This window comes from Paraburkholderia sp. EG286A (assembly GCF_040965375.1).
GTDB lineage: Bacteria > Pseudomonadota > Gammaproteobacteria > Burkholderiales > Burkholderiaceae > Paraburkholderia.
Genome location: NZ_JBFRCB010000004.1, coordinates 537,871 through 564,080 on the forward strand (window position 1 = coordinate 537,871; position 26,210 = coordinate 564,080).

25 protein-coding genes and 1 riboswitch are annotated in these 26,210 nt (G+C 67.4%); of the genes, 16 read left to right on the forward strand and 9 right to left on the reverse strand.

Going from position 1 to position 26,210, the window contains the following annotated elements; all coding sequences use genetic code 11:
- Window positions 1-27 precede the first annotated feature (27 nt).
- From AB4Y35_RS21365 to AB4Y35_RS21405, 9 genes are all read left to right on the forward strand, one after another.
- Window positions 28-2,016 (forward strand): sigma-54-dependent Fis family transcriptional regulator, encoded by a 1,989-nt coding sequence (locus AB4Y35_RS21365; RefSeq protein WP_368705814.1) that lies wholly within the window; start codon window positions 28-30, stop codon window positions 2,014-2,016.
- 224 nt (window positions 2,017-2,240) lie between these two features.
- Complete coding sequence (gene pqqA, locus AB4Y35_RS21370) at window positions 2,241-2,315, forward strand: pyrroloquinoline quinone precursor peptide PqqA (protein WP_006410019.1); 75 nt, start codon at window positions 2,241-2,243, stop codon at window positions 2,313-2,315.
- A gap of 66 nt (window positions 2,316-2,381) precedes the next feature.
- A complete protein-coding gene (pqqB, locus tag AB4Y35_RS21375; protein ID WP_368705815.1) occupies window positions 2,382-3,305 on the forward strand; it encodes a pyrroloquinoline quinone biosynthesis protein PqqB in 924 nt (307 codons plus the stop codon).
- Window positions 3,306-3,307: 2 nt separating this feature from the next.
- Window positions 3,308-4,027, forward strand: a complete 720-nt coding sequence (gene pqqC / locus AB4Y35_RS21380) for a pyrroloquinoline-quinone synthase PqqC (protein WP_368705816.1) — start codon at window positions 3,308-3,310, stop codon at window positions 4,025-4,027.
- On the forward strand, window positions 4,024-4,311 hold the full coding sequence (pqqD, locus tag AB4Y35_RS21385; protein ID WP_069262319.1) for a pyrroloquinoline quinone biosynthesis peptide chaperone PqqD: 288 nt from the start codon (window positions 4,024-4,026) through the stop codon (window positions 4,309-4,311). Before pqqC ends, pqqD begins: the two co-directional genes overlap by 4 nt.
- 1 nt (window position 4,312) lies before the next feature.
- Window positions 4,313-5,431, forward strand: a complete 1,119-nt coding sequence (pqqE, locus tag AB4Y35_RS21390) for a pyrroloquinoline quinone biosynthesis protein PqqE (RefSeq protein ID WP_368705817.1) — start codon at window positions 4,313-4,315, stop codon at window positions 5,429-5,431.
- Window positions 5,432-5,444: 13 nt separating this feature from the next.
- Entirely contained in the window at window positions 5,445-6,269 is an 825-nt protein-coding gene (locus AB4Y35_RS21395; protein ID WP_368705818.1) for a TonB family protein, read from the forward strand.
- Window positions 6,270-6,282: 13 nt separating this feature from the next.
- Window positions 6,283-6,963: a MotA/TolQ/ExbB proton channel family protein gene (locus tag AB4Y35_RS21400; RefSeq protein ID WP_368705819.1), complete on the forward strand. Its 681-nt coding sequence runs from the start codon at window positions 6,283-6,285 to the stop codon at window positions 6,961-6,963.
- Window positions 6,960-7,388 (forward strand): ExbD/TolR family protein, encoded by a 429-nt coding sequence (locus AB4Y35_RS21405; protein WP_368705820.1) that lies wholly within the window; start codon window positions 6,960-6,962, stop codon window positions 7,386-7,388. The genes AB4Y35_RS21400 and AB4Y35_RS21405 overlap by 4 nt, the downstream gene beginning before the upstream one ends.
- A gap of 9 nt (window positions 7,389-7,397) precedes the next feature.
- Here AB4Y35_RS21405 and AB4Y35_RS21410 read toward each other — a convergent pair whose 3' ends face one another.
- Both AB4Y35_RS21410 and AB4Y35_RS21415 read right to left on the reverse strand, forming a co-directional pair.
- Complete coding sequence (locus AB4Y35_RS21410; protein WP_342923619.1) at window positions 7,398-7,922, reverse strand: cytochrome b; 525 nt, start codon at window positions 7,920-7,922, stop codon at window positions 7,398-7,400.
- A gap of 99 nt (window positions 7,923-8,021) precedes the next feature.
- Window positions 8,022-9,239, reverse strand: coding sequence for an FAD-dependent monooxygenase (locus AB4Y35_RS21415; protein ID WP_368705821.1), 1,218 nt, complete (start codon window positions 9,237-9,239; stop codon window positions 8,022-8,024).
- A gap of 138 nt (window positions 9,240-9,377) precedes the next feature.
- Here AB4Y35_RS21415 and AB4Y35_RS21420 point away from each other — a divergent pair, with 138 nt between their 5' ends.
- The 3 genes from AB4Y35_RS21420 (at window position 9,378) to AB4Y35_RS21430 (ending at window position 13,212) form a co-directional block, all read left to right on the forward strand.
- The gene (locus tag AB4Y35_RS21420; RefSeq protein ID WP_368705822.1) at window positions 9,378-10,322 is read left to right on the forward strand and encodes a LysR family transcriptional regulator; all 945 of its coding nucleotides are present in this window, start codon (window positions 9,378-9,380) and stop codon (window positions 10,320-10,322) included.
- A gap of 95 nt (window positions 10,323-10,417) precedes the next feature.
- Window positions 10,418-12,238 carry a chloride channel protein gene (locus AB4Y35_RS21425; RefSeq protein WP_368687133.1) on the forward strand — a complete coding sequence of 607 codons (1,821 nt, stop codon included), beginning with the start codon at window positions 10,418-10,420 and terminating at the stop codon, window positions 12,236-12,238.
- Window positions 12,239-12,342: 104 nt separating this feature from the next.
- A complete protein-coding gene (locus AB4Y35_RS21430; RefSeq protein ID WP_368705823.1) occupies window positions 12,343-13,212 on the forward strand; it encodes a class I SAM-dependent methyltransferase in 870 nt (289 codons plus the stop codon).
- 8 nt (window positions 13,213-13,220) lie between these two features.
- On the opposite strand, the gene AB4Y35_RS21435 is transcribed toward AB4Y35_RS21430, so the two are convergent.
- Both AB4Y35_RS21435 and zwf read right to left on the reverse strand, forming a co-directional pair.
- Window positions 13,221-14,060: an ROK family protein gene (locus tag AB4Y35_RS21435; RefSeq protein ID WP_368705824.1), complete on the reverse strand. Its 840-nt coding sequence runs from the start codon at window positions 14,058-14,060 to the stop codon at window positions 13,221-13,223.
- Between the two features lie 22 nt (window positions 14,061-14,082).
- The gene (gene zwf, locus AB4Y35_RS21440) at window positions 14,083-15,717 is read right to left on the reverse strand and encodes a glucose-6-phosphate dehydrogenase (RefSeq protein WP_368705825.1); all 1,635 of its coding nucleotides are present in this window, start codon (window positions 15,715-15,717) and stop codon (window positions 14,083-14,085) included.
- Between the two features lie 222 nt (window positions 15,718-15,939).
- Here zwf and AB4Y35_RS21445 point away from each other — a divergent pair, with 222 nt between their 5' ends.
- The 4 genes from AB4Y35_RS21445 to AB4Y35_RS21460 all read left to right on the forward strand — a co-directional run bounded on the left by AB4Y35_RS21445 (window position 15,940) and on the right by AB4Y35_RS21460 (window position 20,089).
- Window positions 15,940-17,694 (forward strand): IlvD/Edd family dehydratase, encoded by a 1,755-nt coding sequence (locus AB4Y35_RS21445; RefSeq protein WP_368705826.1) that lies wholly within the window; start codon window positions 15,940-15,942, stop codon window positions 17,692-17,694.
- 127 nt (window positions 17,695-17,821) lie between these two features.
- A riboswitch (SAM-I-IV-variant riboswitch) is annotated at window positions 17,822-17,925 on the forward strand.
- 42 nt (window positions 17,926-17,967) lie between these two features.
- A complete protein-coding gene (locus AB4Y35_RS21450; protein ID WP_254318483.1) occupies window positions 17,968-18,285 on the forward strand; it encodes a hypothetical protein in 318 nt (105 codons plus the stop codon).
- Between the two features lie 43 nt (window positions 18,286-18,328).
- Window positions 18,329-19,297, forward strand: coding sequence for an ROK family protein (locus tag AB4Y35_RS21455; RefSeq protein WP_368705827.1), 969 nt, complete (start codon window positions 18,329-18,331; stop codon window positions 19,295-19,297).
- A gap of 111 nt (window positions 19,298-19,408) precedes the next feature.
- Entirely contained in the window at window positions 19,409-20,089 is a 681-nt protein-coding gene (locus tag AB4Y35_RS21460) for a hypothetical protein (RefSeq protein ID WP_368705828.1), read from the forward strand.
- 11 nt (window positions 20,090-20,100) lie between these two features.
- On the opposite strand, the gene AB4Y35_RS21465 is transcribed toward AB4Y35_RS21460, so the two are convergent.
- The 5 genes from AB4Y35_RS21465 to AB4Y35_RS21485 all read right to left on the reverse strand — a co-directional run bounded on the left by AB4Y35_RS21465 (window position 20,101) and on the right by AB4Y35_RS21485 (window position 26,180).
- Complete coding sequence (locus AB4Y35_RS21465) at window positions 20,101-21,198, reverse strand: enolase C-terminal domain-like protein (RefSeq protein WP_368705829.1); 1,098 nt, start codon at window positions 21,196-21,198, stop codon at window positions 20,101-20,103.
- Between the two features lie 22 nt (window positions 21,199-21,220).
- Window positions 21,221-23,500 (reverse strand): xanthine dehydrogenase family protein molybdopterin-binding subunit, encoded by a 2,280-nt coding sequence (locus tag AB4Y35_RS21470; RefSeq protein WP_368705830.1) that lies wholly within the window; start codon window positions 23,498-23,500, stop codon window positions 21,221-21,223.
- Complete coding sequence (locus AB4Y35_RS21475; RefSeq protein ID WP_368705831.1) at window positions 23,497-24,528, reverse strand: xanthine dehydrogenase family protein subunit M; 1,032 nt, start codon at window positions 24,526-24,528, stop codon at window positions 23,497-23,499. Before AB4Y35_RS21475 ends, AB4Y35_RS21470 begins: the two co-directional genes overlap by 4 nt.
- Window positions 24,525-25,124, reverse strand: a complete 600-nt coding sequence (locus AB4Y35_RS21480; RefSeq protein ID WP_368705832.1) for a (2Fe-2S)-binding protein — start codon at window positions 25,122-25,124, stop codon at window positions 24,525-24,527. Before AB4Y35_RS21480 ends, AB4Y35_RS21475 begins: the two co-directional genes overlap by 4 nt.
- A 111-nt stretch (window positions 25,125-25,235) precedes the next feature.
- Window positions 25,236-26,180, reverse strand: a complete 945-nt coding sequence (locus AB4Y35_RS21485; RefSeq protein WP_368705833.1) for a cation diffusion facilitator family transporter — start codon at window positions 26,178-26,180, stop codon at window positions 25,236-25,238.
- Window positions 26,181-26,210: the final 30 nt, after the last annotated feature.

Consider the following 26,210-nt stretch of genomic DNA (forward strand, 5'->3'; position numbering starts at 1 on the left):
AGGTACCGGCCAATCGTGGAGGAGAGCATGCGCGACGACGTACAGATGGCCGCGGGTCAAGCGGTCCAGGTGTCCAATGGCTGGCCCGCACCGGCCATTCAGAAGGCGCACGAGCGCTCGGAGACCTTCGGTCTGCGCGCGGGCGCGAGACCGGATTACGACGTGCTTTCGGGCGCGGGGCTCGAGCTCAAGCGCGAGCAGAACCGCGTGCTGTGCATGCATGCCACGCCGGTCATGGAGACGCTGCACGAGCAGATCGTCAACACGCAAAGCATGATCGTGCTGACCAATGCCGAAGGCTTGATCCTGCATTCGATCGGCGATGACGATTTCCTCCAGCGCGCCGAAAAGGTCGCGCTGCGGCCCGGCGCCAACTGGGCCGAGGACCGCCAGGGCACCAACGCGATCGGCACCGCGCTCGCCGAGCGCTGTGCGATGGTCGTGCACGGCGACCAGCATTACCTCGCGGCGAACCGCTTCCTCACCTGTTCGAGCGTGCCGATCTTCGACCCGTACGGCGACGTGATCGGCGTGCTGGACGTGACGGGCGACCATCGCAGCTATCACCAGCACACCATGGCGCTCGCGCGCATGTCGGTGCAGATGATTGAGAATCATTTGTTCGCGACGACTTTTCAGGAGACGCTGCAGGTCTCGTTTCATGGCCGCCCGGAATTCCTCGGCACGCTCATGGAGGGCATCGCCGCCTTCACGTGCGACGGGCGCTTTCTCTCGGCCAACCGCAGCGCGCAGTTTCAGCTCGGCCTCTCGCTCGCCGCGCTGCGCGCCCATACGCTCTCGTCGCTATTCCAGACCACCAGCGCGCAACTGATCGACCGTGTGCACGCGGGCCTGGAATCGCACCTCATGCTCAATCTGGCGAGCGGGGCGGTGGTTTGCGCGCGCGTGCAATTCAGGCGTGCCACGCTGGCCGAAGGCGCCCGACCCGTTGTGGTGCATGGCGCGGCTGCGCAGCCGGCCGCCTTTGCGACGGCGCAGCCGCTTTCCATGGGCCTCTCGCGCCTGAGCTATCTCGACACGGGCGATCCGCAAGTGGCGCTCGTGATCGCGAAGGTCCGCAAGGTGATCGGCAAGGACATCCCGGTTCTCGTCACCGGCGAAACCGGCACGGGCAAGGAACTGCTCGCGCAGGCCATCCACAACGATTCGCCGCGCCGCGACCAGCCATTCGTGGCGGTGAATTGCGCGTCGATTCCGGAAACGCTTATTGAATCCGAGCTGTTCGGCTACGAGGAGGGCGCGTTCACCGGCGCGCGGCGCAAGGGCGCGGCGGGCAAGCTGTTGCAGGCGAACGGCGGCACGCTGTTTCTCGACGAGATCGGCGACATGCCGTATCCGCTGCAAGTGCGCCTCTTGCGCGTGCTGCAGGAGCGCATGGTCAATCCGCTCGGCTCGACGAAGACCATTCCCGTCGATATCGCGATCATCTGCGCGACGCACCGCGATTTGCGCGAGATGATCGCGCAGAACCGCTTCCGCGAGGACCTGTATTACCGGCTCAACGGCCTCGTAGTGCGCCTTCCGCCGCTGCGCGACCGCACGGATCTCGCGGTCGTGATCCAGAAGCTCCTGCACCGCGAATCGCACGGGCGTGCGAACGTGCAGCCGCTCAGCGTCGCACCGGACGTGATGGCGCTGTTCGAGCGTTGCGCGTGGCCCGGCAACTTCCGGCAGCTCGGCAACCTGCTGCGCACGGCCGCGGCCATGGTCGACGACGACGGCCAGATCCGGCGCGAGCATCTGCCCGACGACTTCTTCGACGATCTGCGCTGCTGCGGCCAGACCCAGGCATTGCCCCTGGCGCATGCCCACGCGGAGCCGTTGGTGCCGGAGGACGCGCGCCTCGAAGATGTGACCGCGTCGACCATCGCGGCCACGCTCGCGCGCCATGGCGGCAACGTGTCGGCTGCGGCGCGGGCGTTGGGCGTGTCGCGCAATACCATCTACCGCAAGATGCCCACTGCCGATTCCGGGCGCGGTTCGGGCGACGCCTGAAGCGCCATTCGCGCGCGGCCAGGTCGCTTCCTGTCTCCTCCACTGTCCCACGGGTGTTGCATCCTGTAGCACCCGTGTTCCGAAACGCAACACCCTTTTCCACGCCGGCAGCACTGGCCGCATCGGGCGAACGCTGGCTCGCATCGGCATGCCCCTTGCTTTGAAGAGACTGGCCGCACATTCGATGCGGTATGCAGCCTCAATCTCAAACAAGGAGACATGTCATGCAGTGGACCACCCCCGCTTATACCGACCTGCGTTTCGGCTTCGAAATCACGATGTACATCGCCAACCGCTGAGCGCACGGCAGCGTGCCGTCCGCGCGGCCAGCGAGGCATGGCGGACGGCATGCAGCGAGAACGATCATGAAGATCAGGATACTGGGTTCAGGGGCGGGCGGCGGCCTGCCGCAATGGAACTGCAACTGCGCGAATTGCCGCCGCGCGCGGCAGGCGTGCGGCGATGTGCTGCCGCGCACGCAGTCGTCGATCGCGGTGAGCGGTGACGGCGTGGACTGGGTGCTCGTCAACGCGTCGCCGGATCTGCTTGCGCAGTTGCGCTCGCATCCCGATCTGCAGCCCGCGCGCGCCACGCGCGATAGCGCGCTCGCGGCCGTCGTGCTGACCGACGCGCAGATCGACCATGTAACGGGCCTGCTGATGCTGCGCGAACGCACCTCGCCGCTGCCGCTCTATGCGTGCGCGCCGGTGCTCGACGATCTGTCGGGCGGGTTGCCGCTCGTGCCGCTGCTCGGTCATTACTGCGGCGTCGAAGCACATGCGGTCTCGCCCGGCGAGCCGTTCACGATTGCCGCTTGCGCCGGCCTGCGCTTTACCGCGCTGCCCGTGGAGAGCAAGCCGCCGCCATATTCGCCACGCCGCGAGGCATCCGCGCCCGGAGACAATATCGCACTCCTGATCGAGGATGTCGCAGCGGGCACGTGCGCGTTCTATGCGCCCGGTCTCGCACAGATGAGCACCGATGTGCTCGGCACCATGCGCCGAGCCGACCTCGTGCTCGTGGACGGCACGTTCTGGACCACCACCGAAATGATCGACCTCGGCCTCTCTACGAAGCACGCGGCCGACATGGGGCATCTCGCGCAGCGCGGCGGCGACGGCCGGCCGGGCATGATCGACTGGCTCGACACGTTGCCGCGCGGCACGCGCAAGGTGCTCACGCATATCAACAACACGAATCCGATTCTCGACCCGCATTCCGTCGAGCACGCGCAACTGCGTGCACACGGTATCGATGTGGCCCACGACGGCATGCAGTTCCAGGTATGACGATGAACGCACCTCTCAAGCTTGAAAACGCGCACGCAATACCATGGACTGCGAATGAATTCGAGTCGCGTCTTCGTGCACTCGAATCGCGCTATCACATTCACCATCCATTCAACCGGATGCTCAACGGCGGACGTTGTTCGCCAGCGCAGATCCGCGGGTGGGTCGCGAACCGCTTTTACTATCAGGTCAACATTCCACTCAAGGATGCGGCGATCCTTTCGAACTGCCCCGACCGCGCCACGCGCCGCCGCTGGATCCAGCGTCTGACCGACCACGACGGGCAAGGCGAAAACGAAGGCGGCATCGAAGCCTGGGTGCGCCTCGGCGAAGCCGTCGGCGTCGATCGGGACACGATGTGGTCGCAACGACTCGTGCTGCCCGGCGTGCGCTTCGCGGTCGACGCCTACGTGAATTTCGCGCGCCGTGCGCCGTGGCAGGAGGGCGTGTGTTCGTCCCTCACCGAGATGTTCGCGCCGCAGATTCATCTGGACCGGCTCGCGGGCTGGCCTTCGCATTACCCGTGGATCGAGCCGCAAGGCCTTCAGTATTTCCGCAGCCGCGTGCCGCTCGCGCAGCGCGACGTCGAACACGGGCTCGAAGTGACACTGAGCCATTTCCGCACGCCTGCCGAGCAGCAGCGTGCGGTGGAGATCCTGCAGTTCAAGCTCGATATTCTCTGGTCGATCCTCGATGCGGTCGAAAAGGCGTGGCCCATATGAACCCGATAGTGCCCGATGCAGGCAGCGGCGTGCCGCTGCGCCCGCGCTTGCGTGGCATGTACCGCTTGCAGTGGGAAGCGGCCCAGGACGCGTACGTCCTGCTCTATCCCGAAGGGATGGTGCAGCTCAATTCGAGCGCGGGCGAGATACTCGCGCGCTGTGACGGCGCGCACGAACTCGACGAGATCATCGGCGAACTGGAGCGGCTTTTCAGCACCTCCGAGCTGGCGCCCGACGTCTATCGCTTTCTCGATCACGCGCGGCTGCGCGGCTGGCTCGACTGACATGGCTTCCGCTCCCGCTCCCCTGCCCAAGCCGCTCTGGCTGCTCGCCGAGCTGACCTATCGCTGCCCGCTGCATTGCGCGTTCTGCTACAACCCGGTGGACTTCGCGCGGCACGGCGAAGAACTCGACACCGAAACATGGCTCGCGACCATCAGCGCCGCTCGCGAACTGGGCGCGGCGCAGATCGGCTTCTCCGGCGGCGAGCCGCTGCTGCGCGACGACCTGGAAGCGCTCGTCGCGCATGCGCGCCAGCTTGGCTTCTATACGAACCTGATCACGTCCGGGATCGGCTTGAACGTCGAGCGCATCGAGCGGCTCAAGGCGGCCGGGCTCGATCATATCCAGGTGTCGATGCAGGATTCCACGCGCGAACTCAACGACTTTCTCACGAGCACGCGCACGTTCGAACTCAAGCGCAACGTTGCGCGGCTCGTGAAGGCGCATGGCTATCCCATGGTCCTCAACTGCGTGCTGCATCGTTTCAACCTGCCGCACATCGCGCAGATCATCGACATGGCGCTCGAACTGGGCGCCGACTATCTGGAGCTTGCGAACACGCAGTATTACGGCTGGGCCATGCTCAACCGCGATCAGTTGATGCCCACCGCCGAGCAGCTTCGCGAAGCGGAGGAGACCGTGAATCGCTATCGCGCCCGGATTGGCGAGCGCTGCCGCATTCTGTTCGTCGTGCCCGACTACTTCGAACAACGGCCGAAAGCGTGCATGAGCGGCTGGGGCAGCGTGTTTCTCGGCGTGGCGCCCGATGGCGCGGCGTTGCCATGTCACGCGGCGCGTTCGCTGCCGGGCCTCGTGCTGCCGAACGTGCGCGACGTGCCGCTGCGGCAGATCTGGTACGAGAGCGAAGCGTTCAACGCGTTTCGCGGCGACGGCTGGATGCGCGAGCCCTGCCGCAGTTGCGACGAGCGTCACGCCGATCATGGCGGCTGCCGATGCCAGGCCTACCTGCTGACCGGCGACGCCGCCGCGGCCGACCCGGTGTGCGCGAAGTCGCCGCATCACGACCGCATCGTGCAGACCGTGGCATTCGCGAGACGGCCAACGCGCGACGACGAGCGGCCGATCGTGTTCCGCAGCCGGCAGAACTCGCTCGCGCTTTGAGTGGAGAATCGACATGGCGTCGGTCGTTGCACGCTTCGATCGCGGTGAGCGTGTGGTTTTCGGCCGGCACGTGTTGGGGCGACGCGCGGCAATCGCCGCTGTGGTCGCGAGCGTGCTCGCGCTGCATGCCGCGCTGATTGCGGTGGCACGCTGGGAGGCGAGCGCGTCGCACGCCATGCCGGTACGCGTGAGGGTCGTGGAGGCCGTGCTGATCGCGCCGGAGTCGCACAAGAGCGAAGCGCCTGCGCGAACGTCCTCGCCGAGTCGGTCAACTCATGAAGCAATCCGAAGCAATCCTGTGCAGCCGGCTCGAACGCGTCCAGCGGCGCCTGTGCACGCGCAAAGCGTCACCCGCACGCCCTGGTCGCCAGCGGCAGCACCTGCCGCACATGCTGCCCCCGAAGCCGCAATGCCAACGAACCGCATAGCTGGACCGCAACCGCAACCGCAACCGCAACCGCAACCGCAGCCGCAACCGCAACCGCAACCGCAACCGCAACCGCAACCGCAGCCGCAATCGCAACCCGCCCCCGTCGCCCAGGCGCCGGCCGCGGACACGCCGCGCCGCGTTGCTCATCTGGACTGCGCGCTCACGAAGCCCGATTACCCCGCGCAGTCATTGCGCCGCGCCGAGGCGGGCACGGCCGTCATCGAACTCGAAACCGCAGCGGACGGCCATGTGGTCGCCGCGCGCGTAGCAACGACCAGCGGCTACGCGAGGCTCGACGAAGCGGCGCGCGCCGCGGCGCTCGCGAGCCGTTGCCAACCGTATGCCGAGGACGGCAAGCCGGTGCCGGCGCGCGCCGACGTGCCGTTCACGTTCACCCTCAGCGAATGAAACGGAGGACCTCATGCCAACCTATGGAATCGCGCACCTGTGGGCTCAGGGCGATCCGATGACACGCTTCGTGGCGGCGCTGCTCATAGCGATGTCGATCGTGTCGTGGTCGGTGATCGTGTTGAAGGCGTTCGAGTTTGCGCGCTTGCGCCGCCATGCCGGATCCGCGCAAAGGCACTTCCGGGAAGCCGACGATGGCATCGACGCGCTGGGCCGCCCCGGCATGCCGTTCTTCGAATTGGCCTGCGCCGGCCAGCGCGCGCTGGCGCACCACGAGGCGAGCAGCGCCGGGCACCGCGGGCGCGTCGACCTGAGCGAATGGCTGCTGCGCAGCCTCAGGGCTTCGGTGAGCGAGAGCTCGACGCGTCTTCAGCGCGGCCTTGGCCTGCTGGCCTCGATCGGCAGCACGGCGCCGTTCGTCGGCCTGCTCGGCACCGTGTGGGGCATCTACCATGCGCTGCTCGCGCTCGGCGCGAGTGGCAACGCCAGTCTCGAACACGTCGCGGGGCCGGTTGGCGAAGCGCTCATCATGACGGCGCTCGGCCTGTGCGTGGCGATTCCCGCCGTGCTTGGCTACCACGCGCTCGCGCGCGTCTCGCGCGATATCGTCGCGCAGCTCAACCGCTTCGCCTACGGGGTGCACGCGCTGTTGCTCACGGGCAGCGCGCCTGCGACGATGAAGGAACGGGTATGAACGACGATCGCGATGTGGAAGACGAAGCGATGCCGGCGGCCGACATCAACATGACGCCGCTGATCGACGTGATGCTGGTGCTGCTCGTGATCTTCATGGTGACGCTGCCGGTTCTGCACCAATCCGCGCAGCTGGCGTTGCCGCGCGCGACCAGCCAGCGCGAGGATCTGGCCGCGCCGCACGTCGACATCGTCGTCGATGCGCTTGGCCACATGAGCTGGAACGCGCAGCCTGTTCAGGAGTCCGGTCTATCGGCGCGCCTGGTGGAAGCCGCGCGGCTCACGCCGCAGCCCGAGATCCGGCTCTCGGCCGATCGCGCCACGCCGTACGGGCGTGTCGCGCAGCTGCTCGCGGCGGCGAGCGCCGCAGGACTCGCGAAGGTCGGCTTCGTGACCGAGCCGGATGCGCCGCCGAACGGCCAATGACCGCTGGCGTTAGAGCTTCATGCGCTGCAGCACACGATCGTTGAGCACGAAACGATGAAACAGCGCCGCGGCCACATGCAGGCAGATGAACGCGAACAGCACCCACGCGAGCACGCTGTGGACGTCGCCCATGGCGTGCCCGAACGACGATCCCGCAGCGGAGAGCGCGGGCAGGGGGATGGCGCCGAACAGCGTGACGTCCCATGCACGCGACGAGGCGTTGATCCAGCCGAGCACCGGCACCGCGATGAGCAGGGCGTAGAGGCCGACATGCGTGAGGGCCGCCACGGCGCGCATGAACGGCGTCTGGTCGTCGGGCGGCGGGCGATGGGTGGCGCGCCAGACCAGACGGCACACCATGGCGGCGACGAGCGCCGTGCCGACGCCCAGATGCCACGCAATTTCGCCAACGGGGCGCGTGTCGCGGTGCACATCGGGCATGGTCCAGCCGATCACGAACTGCGCCGCCACGAGTGCGACGACGAGCCAGTGAAGCAGGCGCGCTACGAAGTCATAGCGCGAATCGGCGGCGATTTGCATGGGCGCTCCGTGCTCAGAAATGGTCGGTTGAAAGCGGCGATTCTAGCGTGCCGAGATTAACGGATCATTAACTGTGCAACTTGCCGGCCCCCTTTACAGCCACGTCCCCCCTTGGCGCTCGTTCGGCTCCTGTGCCAGCGCGTCGAAATCGTGGATCCAGTCCAGATGATTGAGCACGCCCTCGCGCGAGCCGAGCCGGGCGTTGCGTTCCTGCGCGGCGGGGCCGTCGGGCAGATGCAGCACGTCCGCCGTGGTGATCGAAGCGTACTGCACCTTGCGCGTGCGGCCCCGGCGCAGGCGCTCGTAGGCTTCCTGCGCCTCGCGCCAGTTGGCCGGGCCCGCCTTCGCCAGCTGGTCGGCCAGCACCACGGCATCCTCGATCGACTGGTTCGCGCCCTGGCCGTGGTGCGGCACGAGCGCATGCGCGGCGTCGCCGATCAACGTGATGCGGCCCTTGCTCCAGCGGCCGAGCGGCGGGCGGTGGAACAGCCCCCAGCGCTGGCTGACCGGCACGGCGGTGATCATCTGCACGACGGCCGGGTGCCAGTCCCTGAAAAGGCGCAGTTGCTCGCCTTCCTCTGCAGGCATGACCCACTCGCGCGACGGCCACGGCGAGGGATGGCGCTCCACCAGCAGGAAGTTCTGGTCGCCCTTGTCGCCAATCGGATAGTGCAGCAGATGGCCGCCCGGCCCGACCCAGAACTGAATGGTTTCGGGATCGGGCAACAGGTCCATGCGCTCCGCGGGCACCACGCCGCGAAAGCCCGAGCAGCCCGAATACAGCGCGTCGTCGTAGCCCAGCATCCAGCGCCGCGTGATCGAGCGCGCGCCGTCGGCGCCGATCACGAGATCGGCATCGACGCGTTCGCCGTTGGCGAAGGTCAGGCTCACGCGATCGGCATGCTGCGCGAGATCGGCGAGCCGATGGCTGAGCTTGATGCGCTCGAGCCCGACCGCGCCCGACAGCACCGCTTGCAGATCGGCGCGATGCACGCCCCAGTACGAGCCGCCGAATTGCCCGCGGGAGTCCGGTGCGCCGCGATGGTGGCCGATCACCGCGCCGCTGCGGCCGTCGCGATAGACGAGTCCCGGGACTTCCGCGCAGACTTTCTCGAAGGCCGGGCGCAGGCCCATGCGCTCGTAGAAGCGTGTGGCGTTGGCCGAGAGCGCGACGGCCGCGCCCACTTCGCGCAGCTCGTCGGTCTGCTCGAAGAGTTGCGCGTCGATGCCGTGCTCGCGCAGCGCGAGCGCGAGTGTGAGGCCGCCGATGCCAGCGCCGACGATCGCAATCTTCAGATCACGTGGTTTCATGACTGTGTCTCCGATATTCAGATATGTGGGGTCGGCTGGCGCTGGTTCGTCACGCTCACACCGTGTCCGTATTCTCGGCAGCCGCTTCTCATTCCACAATAAAATGGAATGAATCTACTTCATCACTGGATTGAATGAATGGAACTGGGTGACATCGATCTGAACCTGCTGCTGCTATTTCATCGGCTCATGCGCGAGCGGCGCGTGGCGAGCGTGGCCGAGCAGATGAACATGAGCCAGCCCGGCGTGAGCAACGCGCTCGCGAAGTTGCGCCGCCTGCTGGGCGATCCGCTCTTCGTGCGCGGACCGGGCGGCGTGGTGCCCACGCCGTTCGCGCTGCGTCTCGCGGAACCGGTCGCGCAGGCGCTCGCCACGTTGCACGGCGCGCTCAATCCCGTGACCGGCTTCGATCCGCTGCGCGCCACGCGCACCATGACGATCGGCATGACCGACATCGGCGAGGTCGTGTTTCTGCCCGCGCTGCTCGAGCGCCTCGCGCGCGAAGCCCCGGGCGTCGCGCTCAATACCGTGCGCAATACGGGCGTCAATCTCAGCGACGAGATGGCCGACGGCCGGGTCGATCTGGCTATCGGGTTGCTGCCGCAACTCAAGGGCGGCTTCTATCAGCGGCGCCTCTTCGATCAGCGCTATGTCTGCCTCTTCAGGCGCGGGCATCCGCTGGAGAACGCGGCGCTCACGCTCGCGAGCTGGCGCGAGGCCGAGCATCTGGTGGTGGTGTCGGCGGGCACGGGGCACGGCCAGGTCGACGAGTGGCTGAAACGGCGCGGCGTGAAGCGTCAGGTGCGGCTCTCGGTGCCGCACTTCATGAGCGTGGGCTACATCCTCGAACGCACCGATCTGATCGCCACCGTGCCGGAGCGGCTGGCGCTGCAACTGGCGAAGCCGTTTTCGCTGAGCCTGAGCGCGCTGCCCATGAAGCTGCCCGCCGCGCCGATTCATTTGCTCTGGCACGCGCGCGTGCAGCACGACGAAGGCAACCGCTGGCTGCGCGAACTCGTGGTCGAACTCTTTGCCGACGGGGGCGGGCAAGCCCGCAAGGGCAGCGGCGCGGCCCGCTCCTGAGCGGCGACGGATTCAGCCAGTGCCACGAGTTACATCATAATGTGATATAAAGTGCGGAGGACGTTACTGACCGATTTCGAGCGGCAAGAGGAACCATGAGCAATCACAACGGCGACAGGGGCGATTTCGCGACCGATGTCCGGCTTCTGCGCATTAGCGCCATTGCGGCCGCCGGCGGCGCGCTGAGCACCGTCGCGGCGGACTTTCTCCTGCACCTCATCCGCTTCTTCACGAACCTGTTCTTCTTCCAGTCGTTTTCCACGGCCAATCATTCGCCGGCCGAGAACACGCTCGGCCTGCTCGTGGTCGCGATGCCCGTGATCGGCGGCCTGATCGTAGGGCTGATCGCGCGCTATGGCTCGGAGCAGATCCGCGGCCACGGCATTCCCGAAGCCATCGAAGCCATCTTGTTCGGCAAGAGCAAGATGTCGCCGAAAGTCGCCGTGCTCAAGCCGCTTGCGTCCGCCATTGCGATCGGCAGCGGCGGGCCGTTCGGGGCAGAAGGCCCGATCATCATGACGGGCGGGGCGATCGGCTCGCTCATCGCACAGTTCTTCCACCTCTCGGGGGCGGAGCGCAAGGCGCTGCTCGTGGCGGGGGCGGTGGCGGGCATGACCGCGGTGTTCGGCACGCCGGTCGCCGCCGTGCTGCTCGCCATCGAGCTGCTGCTGTTCGAATTGCGGCCGCGCAGCCTGCTGCCCGTCGCCATTGCCTGCGCCGTCGCCGGCTTCACGCGTCCGCTGCTGCTCGGCAGCGGCCCGCTCTTTCCGCTGCAAACCATGCCGCTCGGCACGGTCGGCATCGTGTCGTCGTGCATTGCCGGGCTCGTCGCGGGCGCGTTGTCGTGGGGCCTGTCCACGTGGCTCTACAAGGTCGAGGACCTGTTCGGCAAGCTGCCGATTCACTGGATGTGGTGGCCGGCGCTCGGCGCCATCGCGGTGGGCATTGGCGGGTACTTTCAGCCGCGCACGCTCGGCGTGGGCTACGACGTGATCGGCGATCTGTTGCATAACCACCTCGCCATGCAGGCGGTGATCGGCATCGTGGTCGTGAAGGCCATCATCTGGGTCATTGCGCTCGCTTCGGGCACCTCGGGCGGCGTGTTGGCACCGTTGCTGATGATGGGCGCGGGCGTGGGCGCGCTGGCCGGCCCCTACATGCCGGGCCACGAGCCCGCGGTGTGGCCGCTCATCTTCATGGCGGCCGCGCTCGGCGGCATGATGCGCGCGCCGGTCATGGCCGCCGTGTTCGCGTTCGAACTCACGGGCGACGCCAATGCCTTGCTGCCGCTGCTCGCTTCGGCGGCGGTGGCGTACGGCTTCACGGTGCTGCTCATGCGCCGCTCGATTCTCACCGAGAAGATCGCGCGCCGCGGCTATCACATTTACCGCGAATACAGCATCGACCCGCTCGAGCGGCACTACGTGGATGAGGTCATGACCAAGGGCGTGCAATCGATCGACGCCCGCACGCCGGTCGCCGACGTGCTGCGCACCTACTTCGGCGCGCAGCAGAAGTTCCGCGCGTTCCCCGTGGTCGACAACGGCGTGCTCGTGGGCATGGCCGACCGCGCGCTGCTCGACCGTGCGTTGCCCAGTTCCGCGGATGCGCCCATCGGCGCGCTTTTCTCCGATGCACTGCCCGAAGTTGCGCTGCCCGGCGAGACCTGCCGGAACGTGGCCGCGCGCCTGGCGATCACGGGGCTCGACCGCGTTCCCGTCGTCGACGACGACAAGAGCCGCCGCCTGCTCGGCATCGTGTCGCGCCACGATCTCGTCAAGCCTTCGCTTTCGGTGTTCACGGAAGAGCGCGAGCGCGAACAGTTCCGCCGCGTGTGGGTGCCGCGCAACGAGCGCTTCGCACCCACCAGCAAGCGCCCGGGCATGACGGACGAGCGCGCCGAAGCCAAACACTGAGCCCTGTCCGCACAACGCAACGCGCCAAAACGGAGAAATAGATGCCTGATGAGGGAAAAGCAAAACAGGGGTTTGGCTCATTCCTTAAATCATTTGCGACGCGCGTGCTGACCGAGCGCGACACGCACCTGGGCGATGTGCCCAACGAATACTTCGCCATGTGGCTGGACCCGAGAATGGTCTACTCGTGCGCGTGGTTCGAAAGCGGCGAAGAAGACCTCGCCACGGCGCAGCTCAAGAAGATCGACCATGTGCTCACGAAAATCGGCCTGCAGCCGGGCCACCGCCTGCTGGATGTCGATTGCGGCTGGGGCGCACTGGTGATTCGGGCCGCGCAGCAATACGGCGCGCGCTGCGTAGGTATCACGCAGTCGAAGAATCAGTTCGAATGGGCGCGCGAGTGCGTGAAGGCCGCGGGCCTTGCCGATCGCATCGACATCCGCCTGCAGGCGTACGCCGATGTCAAAGGCCGCTTCGACCGCATTGCGAGCCTCGGCATGTTCGAATGCGAAGGCCGCAGCGATCTTCAGGACTACGTTTCAGTACTGCAGGAACACCTCGAACCGGACGGCGTGCTCGTGAGCCACGGCATCATGTCCACAGCGCCGGGCAGCATCGATTCACGCTTCGGCCTCGACAGCGGCGCGTACCTCGCGCGCTATCTCTTTCCCGACGACGAACTGCCCGACCTGGGCTACGCACTCACCGCGATGCGCGAAAGCGGCATCGAAGTGTCGAACATCCAGAACCTGCGCCGCCATTGCGTGCGCACGCTGCGCCTGTGGGAGGACAACTTCCGCGCGAAGGAAATGGCGCTGCGCCAACTCGTGAACGACCGGAAATATCAAACGTGGCGTCAGTATCTGCGCGACTGGGCCACGGCGTTCGAACGCGACGAGGTGTCGATCTACGAGATCGTCGGGCGCAAGGTGGGCACGCGGGCCAGCGCGCTGCCCTGGCCCGGCGTGAGTTAACCCCTCCGCTAGCGGAATTTGCCCGCGCGCTGGGTGGCCGCGGGCAACTGCCGCGTTTCGCGCACCGAACGCGGATGCCACAGGCGCGCGCCGCCCTCGATGCCGCGGTCGTTCGACACGGTCGCCACGTTCGGCGGCAGATCGAACGTGAGGCGAGCCGCGTTGCCGCCGCCTATCCACAGCTTGTCGTAGTGCACGAGCGAGTCGAGTATGCCGATGATCTTCTCGACGCGCGCGTTCCAGCGCTTGTTGCCCGCCTTGCTGCGCGCGGCGTCGCCGATGTACTCGTCGTAAGCGCGCTTCCTGCTGACCGGGTGATGCGCGAGTTCGAGGTGCGGCATCAGTTCGCCGTCACGGAACATGGCCGTGCCCACGCCCGTGCCGAGCGTCATGACGAATTCCAGTCCTTCCCCTTCGATCGCGGCGAGGCCCTGCATTTCCGCGTCGTTGATCATGCGCACCGACGCAATGCCCAGGCGCTCGCCGAGCATCTGCGCGAGCGGCACGTCGTTCCAGTCGTCAGGGCCGAGGTGCGGCGCCGTGATCACATGATTGTTGCGCACGAAACCAGGAAAGCCGATCGAAACGTGGGTCGCCGGATACTGCTTGAGGAGCGGGCCGGCGAGCGTTGCGAGCGTTTCGACCAGCAAGGCGGGCGGGCACGGATGCGGCGTCGCCACGCGCACGCGCTGTGTGCGCATCGCGCCGCTCGCGTCGATGATCGCGGCCTTCAGGCCCGTGCCGCCGACGTCGATGGCGAGAATGTTTTCGATGTCCTGCGAGGCGTGCGTTGCACTTACCGCGCTTTTCACAGCGCTTTTCTTGACCGCTTTTTCGATTTTGGTCATACGTTCTCCTTGGCTGTCGGGTTCACGTCTTCTTCGCTGGCGCCGGCGCGAGGGCGCGCCACGCCCGGCCGTCGCGCGCGAGCAGCGCATCGGCCTGCGCCGGGCCTTCGCTGCCCGCGGCATACTCGTACACGGGAAGCGCGGCGTCGAGTTCCGGGTGCAATACGCCATCCACGGTCGACCATGCCGCTTCAATGCCATCGGCGCGTTGAAAGAGCGTCTGGTCGCCGAGCATGCAATCGTAGAGCAGGGTTTCGTAGCCCACGTTGGCGCGCTCCGCGAAGAAGTCGTCGTAGTCGAACGACGAATGCACGGGGCCGATCTGCACGACCGGCCCCGGCGTCTTCACGTTGAAGTCGAAGCTCGTGCCATGCGACGGGTCGATACGCAGCGTCAGCACGTTGGGCGTGAGCGTATCGACCGGCGTGTCGCGAAAGAGCAGGAACGGCACGCTCTTCAACTGCACCGATATCTCCGTGCGCCGGGCGGCGAGGCGCTTGCCGGTACGCAGATAGAACGGCACGCCTGCCCAGCGCCAGTTGTCGATCTGCACGCGCGCGGCGGCATAGGTTTCGGTGCGGCTGTCCTGCGCCACCTCCGGCTCTTCGCGGTAGCCCACGCCCGCCGGGCCTTTGGCGTATTGACCGAACACCACGTCGTCGGGCGTGAGCGGCTTGAGCGCATCGAAAATGTCGGCTTTCTTGTTGCGCACGGCTTCGGCGTCGAACGAGTTGGGCGGCTCCATGGCGACCATGCCGAGCAGCTGAAACAGGTGATTGGGCACCATGTCGCGAAACGCGCCGGTCTGCTCGTAGAACTTGCCGCGGCCTTCCACGCCGATCACTTCCGAAGCCGTGATCTGCACGCTGTCGATGTACTCGCGCCGCCAGACGGGCTCGAACATCGCGTTGGCGAAGCGCAGCGCGAGAATGCTCTGCACCGTGTCCTTGCCGAGGAAGTGGTCGATGCGATAGACCTGCGATTCGTTCGCGACGCGCAGCACATGCTGGTTCAAGTCGCGCGCCGAAGCGAGATCGGCGCCGAAGGGCTTTTCGATCACGACGCGGCGGAACACGCCGTTGCTGTCGTTGCCCTCGTCGAGCAGCCCGGCCTTGCCGAGACGCTCGATGATCGGCTTGAAGAAGCGCGCGCCCACGGCGAGGTAGAACACGACGCTGCCGCGCGACTTGCCGTTCAGCTGCTGCGCGAGGCGCTCGAACGCGCTGTCGTCCTCGAATTCGCCCGCCATGTAGGTGAGGCGCTGCGCGACCCAGTCCCAGGCCTTGTCGTCGAGCTTGCCGGCGTGGAAGGTGCTCGCCTTGTCGGCGGCGAATTTTTCCAGCGCGGCGTGCAGGTCGTCGACCCACGCCTGCGTCTCGCGCTCGCCATGATTCACGCCGATGATCTTCATGCCGTCGTCGAGCAGCCGGTCGACGGCGAGGTTGTAGAGCGCCGGCATCAACAGGCGCTTGGTCAGATCGCCGCCCGCGCCGAAGATCACGAGCGTGCAGGGCGGCGCGGGATGCTTGCCAACGGGCGAAGCAGGCGCGGCCGGTGCGCCGTGCGGATGCGCCGGCACTTTCGCGCTGGGGGCCGCGCGGGAAGCTTCGTTGGAGGAGTTGGGCTGGGTCGCGGGGTGGGTCGGTTTCGTCGACATGATTTCGCTTCAGTGGGCCGAAATGAATACAGCGAGCAAATCCGGTTCCTTGACTGACCGAGTTTGCGCGCATTGAGTTCAATCCGCCAATGAAGGCGTTTTGTAATATCGCGGGCACGCGTGTCACGCCGTTCTCCCGCTCGCTGATTGCGCAATTCGCAGTACTCTTAACGGCGACGGCACTTCGACCAGGCTGAATGAACCGACCCGAGGATGGTGGCTATGTCCGAAAAGCACTCCCCCGACGAAAAAGATTCCCATGATCCGCAGGGCATGCGCGGCGGACTGACGAACTACGGCGACACGGACTTCTCGCTGTTCCTTCGCAAGGCCTTCATCAAGGGCGCCGGATATACCGACGACGCGCTGGCGCGACCCGTCATCGGCATCACGAATACGGGCAGTGCGTACAACCCGTGCCATGGCAACGTGCCCCAGCTTATCGAGGCGCTCAAGCGCGGCATTCTGCTGGCGGGCGGCTTGCCGATGGAATTCCCGACCATTTCCATCCACGAGAGCTTTTCGCAGCCGACCAGCATGTTCATGCGCAACCTCATGTCGATGGATACGGAGGAGATGATCCGCGCCCAGCCCATGGACGCGGTGGTGCTCATCGGCGGCTGTGACAAGACTGTCCCTGCGCAGTTGATGGGCGCGGCGTCGGCGGGCATTCCGGCCATTCAGCTCATTACCGGGTCGATGGTGACAGGCGCGCATCGCGGCGAACGCGTCGGCGCGTGTACGGATTGCCGCCGCTACTGGGGCAAGTTTCGCGCGGGCGAAGTCACGGCGGACGAGATCGCCGAGGTGAACGACCGCCTCGTGCCGAGCGTCGGCACCTGCGCCGTCATGGGCACAGCCAGCACGATGGCCTGCGTGGCGGAAGCCATGGGCATGACGATGCCGGGCGGGGCCTCGCCGCCGGCGGTGAGCGCGGACCGTATGCGCGTGGCCGAGCAGACCGGCGCGCAAGTCGTGGCGATGGCGAAACGGCGGCTCACCATCGACCAGGTGCTCAGCGCCGCGTCGTTCGAAAACGGCTTGCGGGTGCTGCTGGCCATTGGCGGGTCGACCAACGGCATCGTGCATCTCGCCGCGATTGCCGGGCGCATGGGCTTCGACATCGATCTGGACGCGGTGGACCGCATGGGCCGCGAAACGCCGGTGCTGCTCAACCTGAAGCCGTCCGGCGAGCACTACATGGAAGATTTTCATCGGGCGGGCGGCATGGCCACGCTGCTTCACGAGCTGAAGCCGTTGCTGCATCTCGACGCCATGACGGTGACCGGCCGCACGTTGGGCGAGGAGATGGAGCGCGCCGGGCCGCGCTTCGCGCAGGACGTGGTGAAGCCGCCCAGCGCGCCCATTTACCCGCAAGGCGGCCTCGCCGTGCTGCGCGGCAATCTTGCGCCGGGCGGCGCGGTCATCAAGCAATCGGCCGCCTCGGCGGCGCTCATGGAGCACGAGGGCCGCGCCGTGGTGTTCGAAGACGCGACCGATATGGCGAACCGCATCGACTCGGACGACCTCGACGTGCATGCCGACGACGTGATCGTCCTCAAGCGCATCGGGCCCAAAGGCGCGCCGGGCATGCCCGAGGCCGGTTATATCCCGATCCCGAAGAAGCTGGCGCGGGCCGGCGTGAAAGACATGGTACGGATTTCGGATGGACGCATGAGCGGCACCGCATTCGGGACCATCGTGCTGCACGTCACGCCGGAAGCCGCCATCGGCGGCCCGCTCGCGCAGGTCCGCAACGGCGACCGCATCCGCTTGAGCGTGGCCAGCCGCGAGATTGCCCTGCTCGTGGACGACGAAGAACTGCGGCGCCGGGCGCTGGCGAATCCGGTGACTGCGCCCACGGCAAGCCGCGGTTATCACAAGCTCTTTCTGGACACCGTGACCCAGGCAGACCAGGGCGCCGATTTCGATTTCCTCAGGGCGGCCGAAACGCGTGGCACAGTCCCCAGGAAGTAGCGTGCGGGCCGGAAGGCCGGGAAAGCCGGGTGTGAAGTTGCGCGTGGCCGCACTGCTTGCCCGGCGTTCTGATTTCGGTATAATGAAAGCTCGTTCGAAATATCGAACAAGAAAAAATCAAGCAGCAGCAAAGCATCCAGAGTCGGACTGACCGACGCCAACCTGCCCTCCCGGGCAAGGTGGAAGCCCTCGAGGCGATGCGGCCGATTAACGGCAACGAAACGGGAACAGCCTGGCTGGCACCGGTTCGATCAACCTTCATCCGGAGCCACCATGCATCAAGATACCTCCTCCTCGTCGACCGTCTGTGAAGACCTGTCGCACTGTCTCCCCGGTTTCACGCTCACTCACACCGTTCATCTGGTATCCGGTCTGGATCTCGGCGTCGTCTCGACCGCCGCCGGCGTGCTCGACGGCGAACAGGTGGTCGTCGACCGATGGGCCGTGACCCGCTTCGGCGACGTGCTCGAGCAAAAAATCGTATTTGGCGACATGACCGAAAGGCGGGCGGCCCGGCTGCGCGAACAGCTCGCGGCCGTCGATGGCGTGTTGCGCGCGAAGATAGAGCATCATTTCGTGCGCGCCCGCTGAAACCGCAGGCTGGCGTCGCCGATGCACTTAACGAGGAGCCAGGGTGCCAGACACCAGCGTTGAACAAGGGCAACACCCACGCGTCTTTGTCGCGGACATCGGCGGCTCGTACATCAGGCTCGGTGTATCGGACAGCGCGGGCAGCGTGCGCCTCGTCGAAAGCGTGCCGACGCCCGTCGACAGCTGGGAGGCGTTCGGTGCGACGCTCGAAGCCCTCGCGGCCCGGCATATCGGCGACACCCGCTCGCCTCTCGTCATCTCGATGGCAGGGGCGATCGATCCCGCAAGCGGCGTGATTTGCGCGTCCAACGTCCCCTGCGTCTCGGGCCGCGTGCTCGGCGCGGCGTTGTCGTCCCGGCTCCAGCGGCGCATCCGCATTGCCAACGACGCGGACTGCCTCGCCTTGGCCGAGGCCGTCGAGGGCGCGGGTGCGGGCCACGATGTCGTGTTTGGCGTGGTCCTCGGCTCCGGTGTCGGCGGCGGGCTCGTCGTGGGCGGCCGTGTGGTCGGCGGTGCGAGCGGCATCGCGGGCGAGTGGGGCCACGGGCTGCCCGTCAGCACGCACGTCGACTTCGACGGCACCGGCCACGCTCAGCCCGTGAGGGCCTTGAGTTGCGGCTGCGGGCGCCTGGGCTGCGTCGACACCATCGGCGCGGCACGCGGTCTGGAACGGCTCCACGCACTCCTGCACGACGAACAGAAAGACAGCCATACCCTGCTCGACGACTGGCAGCGAGGCGGCGCTCGCGCGCGGCGCACCGTTGCCGCCTGGCTCGCACTGGTATCGGAACCGCTCGCAGCCGTGGTCAATATCACGGGCGCCTCGGTCGTCCCGGTTTGCGGCGGCCTGTCAAATGTGGCCCCATTGATCGACGCGCTGGATGCGGCCGTGCGCAAGCGCACGCTGCGGCAGTTTCGCGCACGCGTCGTGGTTCCGGGCGCGTTCCGGCAGGACGGCGGACTCATCGGCGCGGCCATCATCGCGAGGCAGGACGACTGGCGCGAGCCGTAACGCGCCGTGATCGCCCGCACAGGAAAAATGGGCTTCCGACGCCTAAACTAATCTATGAAGCCAGACGGCTATCGGTCAGCGTATCGGTCAGCGGCTACCGGGGTAAGCATCATGAAAGCGCGTGAATTGTGCAGACTCCTGCTCGTGCTCGTGGCGCTATGCATCAGCGCCGGGGCAAGCGCGGGGAGAGGCGGCGGTTGGGTGCATGGCGGCGGCGGTGGCTGGGGTGGCGGTGGAGGCGGCGGCTGGGGCGGCGGCTATGGCGGCGTGAATCACGGCAGCGGCTGGAGCGGCGGCTACCACGGCGGCGGCTGGTATCACGGCGGTTATTACCACGGCGGCTACTACCACGGCGGCTACTACCACGGCTACGGCTGGTACCACGGCGGCTACTATCACGGCTGGTATGGCTGCTGCGGATCGGCGAGCGTCGGCTTCTACTTCGGCCCCGGCTTCATCTACGGCTATCCGTTCTATCCGTATTACTATCCGCCGTACGTCGCGAGCGTCTACTACCCCTACGTTTCCGGCGACTTCTCGCAGCCCACGCAGTGGATCGAACAAGGCCAGGGCCAGGCCCAGTACCAGGCCGAGCCCCAGTACGGCGGCGCCAATATGTACGATCAAAACGAGCAGTACGGGCAAGGCGGCCAATCCGGCCAATCCGGCCAGGGCGGCGAGGCGCCATACGGCGTCTGGTACTTCTGCGTCGCGTCGCAGACCTACTACCCTTACGTGCAAACCTGCCCCGGCGGCTGGCAGCAGGTGCCCGCGCGGCCCCCCGACAGTTGAATGACGGCGCGTCAGCGCACCGCGTAGCGTTCGGCTTCGGCGTGCCGGAACGTCAGGCCATGGCCGTGGCACGCGAGGTCGGGCGCGATATGCCCGGCGCTCAGGCGCGGCGCGCCTTCGAACAGCATGGCCTCGATGCGTGCGTGATCGTGAAACCACTCGATATGCACGAGGCGCCGCGCCGCGCACGCCACGTGCAGATGCAGCGCCGGCGCGCAATGCGCCGAGAGCGGCGTATGCCACGCATCGCACAGCGCGTCGGCCTGCAGAAAGCCGGTGATGCCGCAGCAGCGCGTGGCGTCGGCCTGCAGCACGTCCACGGCGTGGCTTTCCAGCAGCGCGCGGAAGTCGTCTGCCGTATAGGCGTATTCGCCCGCCGCGAGCGCCATGCGCGCGGGCAGGGCGGCGCGCAGCGCGGCGAGGCCGCGGCGGTCGTCCGAGGAGACCGGCTCTTCGAACCACTGCACGTCCTCTTGCGCGAAGCATTGCGCGAGACGCTGCGCCTCCTTGATCTCATACGCGCCGTTCGCGTCGACGAAGAGGCCCGCCGTGCTGCCAATCGCCTGGCGCGCCGCCTTCACGCGCGCCGGGTCGTCGCCCGGCCGCGCGCCGACTTTCATCTTGACCCACGCGCAGCCCTCGTCCTCGACCCAGCCGCGCAGCTGCTTCGTGAGCGTATTCAGGTCATAGCTCGTGAAGCCGCCGCTGCCGTACACGGGCACGCGCTCGCGCTGCATGCCGAGCAGCGCGCATAGCGGGATGCCGAGCGCCTTCGCCTTGAGGTCCCAGAGCGCGGCATCGACGGCGGAAATCGCGCAGGCCGCGAGGCCCGGCCGGCCGATGTTGCGCACGGCCCGCTGCATGGCGAGGTTGATGCGCGCGATGTCGAAGAGGTCGTGCTGGCGCACGGCGTCGCCGAGCACGCTCTCCACGAGCGCCGTGGCGCCCGCATGCGCATAGGTATAGCCGACGCCCGTGAAGCCGAGCGCGTCGATTTCGACCAGCACGAGCGTGGTGGAACGCCAGGCGATCGTGCCGTCCGCTTCGGGGGCGTCGGTGGGGATCGTATAGGCGCGGGCTTCGAGGCGCGTCACCCGGGTGGTGTTCATGGCGTCGTGGCGCGTGGCGGTTTCACAGCAGCTTGTCGAGCGTGATCGGCAGATCGCGCACGCGCTTGCCCGTAGCGTTGTAGATCGCGTTCGCCACCGCGGCGGCCACGCCCACCACACCGATCTCGCCCACGCCCTTCGCGCCGAGCGGGTTCACCACGTCGTCGTGCTCGTCCACGAACAGCACGTCGATCTCGCCGATGTCGCGATTCACGGGCACGTGATACTCCGCGAAGTTGTGGTTCATGACGCGCCCGAGCGTATGGTCGAATTGCGCTTCTTCGTGCAGCGCCATGCCGATGCCCCACACCACGCCGCCGGCAATCTGGTTCGCGGCCGTCTTCGGGTTGACGATGCGGCCCGCCGCGACCGCGCTCACCACGCGCGCCACGCGCACCACGCCGAGCGCTTCGTCCACGCGCACTTCGGCGAACACGGCCGAATGCGTCGCCATGGAATACTGCTTCTGGAGGGCCTCGGGCGCGAGCGTGATCTGCGCTTCGAGCGTTTTCATGCCCGCGTCGGCGAGCACGTCGGCAATGCGGGCGCGCGTCTCGGGCCGGCTGGCGCTCTCGTGCAGGCTCACCTCGCCGCCTTCGATCACGAGCGCTTCGTCCAGCATGGCGGGGTCGAGATTGGCGAACGCCACGCCGCCGTGCGCGGGCAGCAGTTGCGCGAGGCGCGAGCGCAATTGCGTGCAGGCCAGCGATGCGGCGCTGCCGACCGAAGCGACGGTCCACGAGCCGCCCTCGATCGGCGCGCTCGGCAATGACGTGTCGCCGAGCGTGAATTCCACGTCGTCGATGGCCATGTGGAGGGCGTCGGCGGCGATCTGCGAAATGGCGGTGTAGGTGCCGGTGCCGATATCGGCCGTGGCGCTGGTGAGTTCGAGCCGCCCTTGCGCGTTGAGGACGGCGCGCACGGTCGCTTCCGTCTGCAACGCTTCCCAGATGCCCGTGGCCATGCCGTAGCCCACCAGCTCGTGGCCCTCGCGCATGGCACGCGGCGTGGCGATGCGCGCGCCCCAGCCAAAACGCTCGGCGCCTTGCGCGTAGCAGTCGAGCAGCGCCTTGCTCGAATACGGCAACTGCTTGTTCGCGTCTTCGTCGGCGTAATTGCGGATGCGCAGTTCGAGCGGGTCCATGTCCAGCGCGACGGCCAGTTCGTCCATGGCGCATTCGAGCGCGTAGAGGCCTTGCGCGGCGCCGGGCGCGCGCATGTCGAGCGGCGTGTAGACGTCGAGCCGCCCGAGCTTGTAGCCGAGCTGGACGTGCGGCGCGCGATAGAGCCGTCCCGTCCAGTTGACGACCACGTCGGTGAAGTCCTCGAACTGCGAGGTTTCTCCCACGGCTTCGTGGATGATCGCTTCGAGGCGGCCGTCGCGTTGCGCGGCGAGCGCAACGTGGTGGATCGAGGCGGGCCGGTGGCCGATGGTGAACATCTGCGCGCGCGTAAGCGCCACGCGCACGGGCAGGCGCAGCTCGCGCGCCGCCATCATCGCGAGCGGCAGATGATATTGCGGCCGCAGGCCGGAGCCGAACGCGCCGCCCACGAACGGCGAGATCACGCGCACGCGGTCCTGCGCCAGGCCGAATACCTTCATCAGGTACTGCTGAGTATTGATCACGCCCTGGGTTTTTTCGTAGACCGTGTAACGCCCGTCGGCCGAAGGCACGACGGTGCAGCCGTGCATCTCCATCGGCTGATGAAATTCCGTGGGCGTGCTGTAAAACGCATCGGTGCGCGCGTGGGCGCGCGCGAGCGCCCGGTACGCGTGGCCGCGCGGTGCCGGCGGCGGCTCGAAGCCGCCCTTCTCGGTCGAGGGATTGACGGCATGCTTCAGGACGCGGCCCAGTTCGGTCTGATGCGCCTCGCTGCGGTAGCGCACGCGTACGAGCGACGCCGCGTAGTGCGCGAGTTCGGGGGTTTGCGCCACCACGAGCGCGACGGGCTGGCCCGCGAAGGCGACGTGCGTGCCGGCGAGCGGGCGAAACGGCTTACCGCCCGGTGCGATCTGATCCTTCCAGGCCGCGTCGTCTTCGGCGAGCGTGGGTCGGTTCTCGTGCGTGAGCACGTGCAGCACGCCTGGCAGCGCGAGCGCCGCGGACGCGTCGATGGCGACGATCTCGCCGCGCGCGATGGTGGCGTTGACGACCGCGCCGTGCACGAGCCCCGTGGCAGTGAATTCGGCGGCGTAGCGCGCGGCGCCCGTGACCTTGCTGCGGCCATCCACACGCGAGAGCGGCGCGCCGATGCGCGTGGCCGGCGTGGCGGCGCGGCGAGATTCATAGGCGGTACTCATGCTGATTCCTCCCCGGAGTCTGCTGCGCCGTCGCCCCGGGTTCGGGGCGCCAGCGCCTGTTCGAATGCGCGCACGATCGCGCGCCGCGCGAGATCCACCTTGAACGCATTGCCGGGACGCGGGTCGGCGTGCGCGACCATGGCGTCGGCGTAGCGCTCGATGGCGCGCGTGTCGTCGGCAGCGCGGCCGATCAGCCGCTGTTCCGCTTCGCGGTCGCGCCAGGGCTTGTGCGCGACGCCGCCCAGCGCGCAGCCCAATGCGCGCATCGTGCCGTCTTCCACGCGCACGCCGAGCGCGACCGAAACGAGCGCGAACGCATACGACTGGCGATCGCGCAGCTTCAGATACGTGAAGTGCTGCGCGTAGCCCTCGCGCGGCAATTCGACCGCGGTGATGAGTTCCTCGTCGGCGAGCGTCGTTTCGCGGTGCGGCGTGTGGCCCGGCAGGCGGTGCAGGCTGTCGAACGGCAGCGTGCGCGTGCCGCGCCGGCCCGCCACGTGGAGGGTGGCGTCGAGCGCTTCGAGCGCGACGCACAGGTCCGATGGATGCGTGGCGATGCAGTGTTCGCTCGCGCCGAAGATCGCGTGCATGCGGTTCACGCCGTCGAGCGCGGCGCAGCCGGTGCCCGGCGCGCGCTTGTTGCAGCAGGTGGCGGGGTCGTAAAAGTAGAGGCAGCGCGTGCGCTGGAGCAGATTGCCGCCCACGGTCGCGGCGTTGCGGATCTGCGCGGATGCCCCGGCGAGCAGCGCCTGCGCGAGCAGCGGATAGCGCTCGATCACGCGCGCGTCCCATGCCAGCGCGCTGTTGGTGGCGAGCGCGCCGATGCGCAGGCCGCCGTCGTTCGTCGTCTCGATGTCGCGCAGCGGCAGCCGTGTGATGTCGATGATCGCGGCGGGGCGCATGACGTCCTCGCGCATGAGATCGACGAGATTCGTGCCGCCGGCGAGGAATTCGGCGCCGGGGGTGACGTAGTGCAGGCGCACGGCGTCGGCCACGCTCTTCGCGCGCGCGTACGTGAAGCGGTTCATGACTCGTCTCCTTCTTCCTGCTCGCCGCTGGCAAGGTCCTGCGCGCGGCGCACGCCTTCCACGGCGTTCGCGATGTTCACATACGCTCCGCAGCGGCACAGATTGCCGCTCATCTGCTCGCGCACGTCGTCGTGGCAATGCGCGTGGCCTTCGGCGAGCAGCCCCACGGCAGAGCAGATCTGGCCCGGCGTGCAGTAGCCGCACTGAAACGCATCGTGGTCGATGAACGCCTGCTGCACGGGGTGCAGCGCGCCGTCCTGCGCGAGCCCCTCGATCGTCGTGACTTCCGCGCCGTCGTGCGACACGGCGAGCGCGAGACACGCGTTGATGCGCGTGCCGTTCACGAGCACCGTGCACGCGCCGCACTGGCCGTGATCGCAACCTTTCTTCGTGCCGGTGAGATGCAGCTGCTCGCGCAGCAGATCGAGCAGGCTGGTCCACGGTTCGACGCGCAGCGCATGGTGCGCGCCGTTGATCGTGAGTTCGATCGGCACGGCTTCGGGCGGGCTCGCGGCCTCGCTGCGAAGCTGTGTGTCATCGTGCCTCGCCTTTGCGTCGTGCGCGCGCGGCGCGCGGGTGCGGGTGGCTGTGTGCATGACGGCCTCGTTGTCAGGGCGGGTGGGTGTGGGTCGAGATCACGCAGTGCGCAATGCGCTTGCCTGGTGGCTGGATTGCATGCGGGGGCGCGTGCGATTGCGCCCTTGAACCTATAGCGGATGCTCGCCATGCTCGCGCAGTTCCGGCTCGAAAAACACCCAGCGCGCAGCAGGAAACGCCTGCTGCAAGTCGTTTTCGACCCGGTCGATGATGCGCACCAGCTCGACGGCGTCGCAGCGCTCGGCGAGTTCGGCCTGCACCGCGACGAGCAGGTTGTCCGACCAGCGCAGCACCACGAGGCTCACCACGCGGCCGATCTCGGGGCGCGCATCGAGCCACGCGCGCATGGCCCGGCGCACGCTCGCGCGCGCCGCTTCGCCCACGATCAGCGACTTGATCTCGCGAAGCGCGAATACGGCCGTCGCCATCATCACGCCGCCCACGCCGATGCTGCCCAGCGCGTCGAAGCCCGCCCAGCCGGTGAGCGCGGCCAGCCCCGTGCCCGTGATCGAGACGACGAGGCTCACGAGCGCCGCGGCGTCCTCGCCGATCGAGAGCATGTTCTCCAGTTCGCCGGTCTCGCGAAACCAGCGCCATAGACCGCCCGCGCGGCGCCGCCGGTCGATGGAGCGGATCGACGCGCGCAACGCGCTGCCCTCGGCGAGCGCGGCAACGGCCAGCACGCCCAGGGCGACCTGCACATGATCCACGCCGCTGTGATGCCAGAGCCGCCATGCGCCGATGGCCATCGAAACCAGGCCGCCCACGAAGAAGAACTGCAGCGCGACGAGCATGGCGTAGAAGTGCGTCTCGCGGCCAAAGCCGAGCGGATGCTGTTCGTCGGGCCGGTTGCGGGCCGCGCGCCGGCCCGCGATGAGCAAAAACTGGTTCAGGCAATCGGCGCTGGAGTGCGCGGCCTCGGCGAGCATGGTGCCCGAATTCGTGTAAGCCGCGGCGGCGAACTTGCACAAGGCCACCACGACATTCGACGCGAGCGCGTAGTAGACGGCGCGCGGGACCGTGGCGTTCGCGCGTGCAGGCGCGCCGCGCTCCATCAGAACTCCGGCATGTCGCGCGCCGCAACG

Coding starts and splice junctions, on each gene's coding strand:
- AB4Y35_RS21460 (WP_368705828.1), top strand. CDS start 19,409: ATGAAAGCGCGTGAATTGTGCAGACTCCTGCTCGTGCTCGTGGCGCTA.
- AB4Y35_RS21450 (WP_254318483.1), top strand. CDS start 17,968: ATGCATCAAGATACCTCCTCCTCGTCGACCGTCTGTGAAGACCTGTCG.
- AB4Y35_RS21400 (WP_368705819.1), top strand. CDS start 6,283: ATGCCAACCTATGGAATCGCGCACCTGTGGGCTCAGGGCGATCCGATG.
- AB4Y35_RS21480 (WP_368705832.1), bottom strand. CDS start 25,124: ATGCACACAGCCACCCGCACCCGCGCGCCGCGCGCGCACGACGCAAAG.
- AB4Y35_RS21395 (WP_368705818.1), top strand. CDS start 5,445: ATGGCGTCGGTCGTTGCACGCTTCGATCGCGGTGAGCGTGTGGTTTTC.
- pqqE (WP_368705817.1), top strand. CDS start 4,313: ATGGCTTCCGCTCCCGCTCCCCTGCCCAAGCCGCTCTGGCTGCTCGCC.
- pqqC (WP_368705816.1), top strand. CDS start 3,308: ATGAACGCACCTCTCAAGCTTGAAAACGCGCACGCAATACCATGGACT.
- AB4Y35_RS21465 (WP_368705829.1), bottom strand. CDS start 21,198: ATGAACACCACCCGGGTGACGCGCCTCGAAGCCCGCGCCTATACGATC.
- AB4Y35_RS21425 (WP_368687133.1), top strand. CDS start 10,418: ATGAGCAATCACAACGGCGACAGGGGCGATTTCGCGACCGATGTCCGG.
- AB4Y35_RS21405 (WP_368705820.1), top strand. CDS start 6,960: ATGAACGACGATCGCGATGTGGAAGACGAAGCGATGCCGGCGGCCGAC.
- AB4Y35_RS21420 (WP_368705822.1), top strand. CDS start 9,378: ATGGAACTGGGTGACATCGATCTGAACCTGCTGCTGCTATTTCATCGG.
- zwf (WP_368705825.1), bottom strand. CDS start 15,717: ATGTCGACGAAACCGACCCACCCCGCGACCCAGCCCAACTCCTCCAAC.
- AB4Y35_RS21445 (WP_368705826.1), top strand. CDS start 15,940: ATGTCCGAAAAGCACTCCCCCGACGAAAAAGATTCCCATGATCCGCAG.
- AB4Y35_RS21475 (WP_368705831.1), bottom strand. CDS start 24,528: ATGAACCGCTTCACGTACGCGCGCGCGAAGAGCGTGGCCGACGCCGTG.
- pqqD (WP_069262319.1), top strand. CDS start 4,024: ATGAACCCGATAGTGCCCGATGCAGGCAGCGGCGTGCCGCTGCGCCCG.
- AB4Y35_RS21365 (WP_368705814.1), top strand. CDS start 28: ATGCGCGACGACGTACAGATGGCCGCGGGTCAAGCGGTCCAGGTGTCC.
- AB4Y35_RS21415 (WP_368705821.1), bottom strand. CDS start 9,239: ATGAAACCACGTGATCTGAAGATTGCGATCGTCGGCGCTGGCATCGGC.
- AB4Y35_RS21485 (WP_368705833.1), bottom strand. CDS start 26,180: ATGGAGCGCGGCGCGCCTGCACGCGCGAACGCCACGGTCCCGCGCGCC.
- pqqB (WP_368705815.1), top strand. CDS start 2,382: ATGAAGATCAGGATACTGGGTTCAGGGGCGGGCGGCGGCCTGCCGCAA.
- AB4Y35_RS21470 (WP_368705830.1), bottom strand. CDS start 23,500: ATGAGTACCGCCTATGAATCTCGCCGCGCCGCCACGCCGGCCACGCGC.
- AB4Y35_RS21435 (WP_368705824.1), bottom strand. CDS start 14,060: ATGACCAAAATCGAAAAAGCGGTCAAGAAAAGCGCTGTGAAAAGCGCG.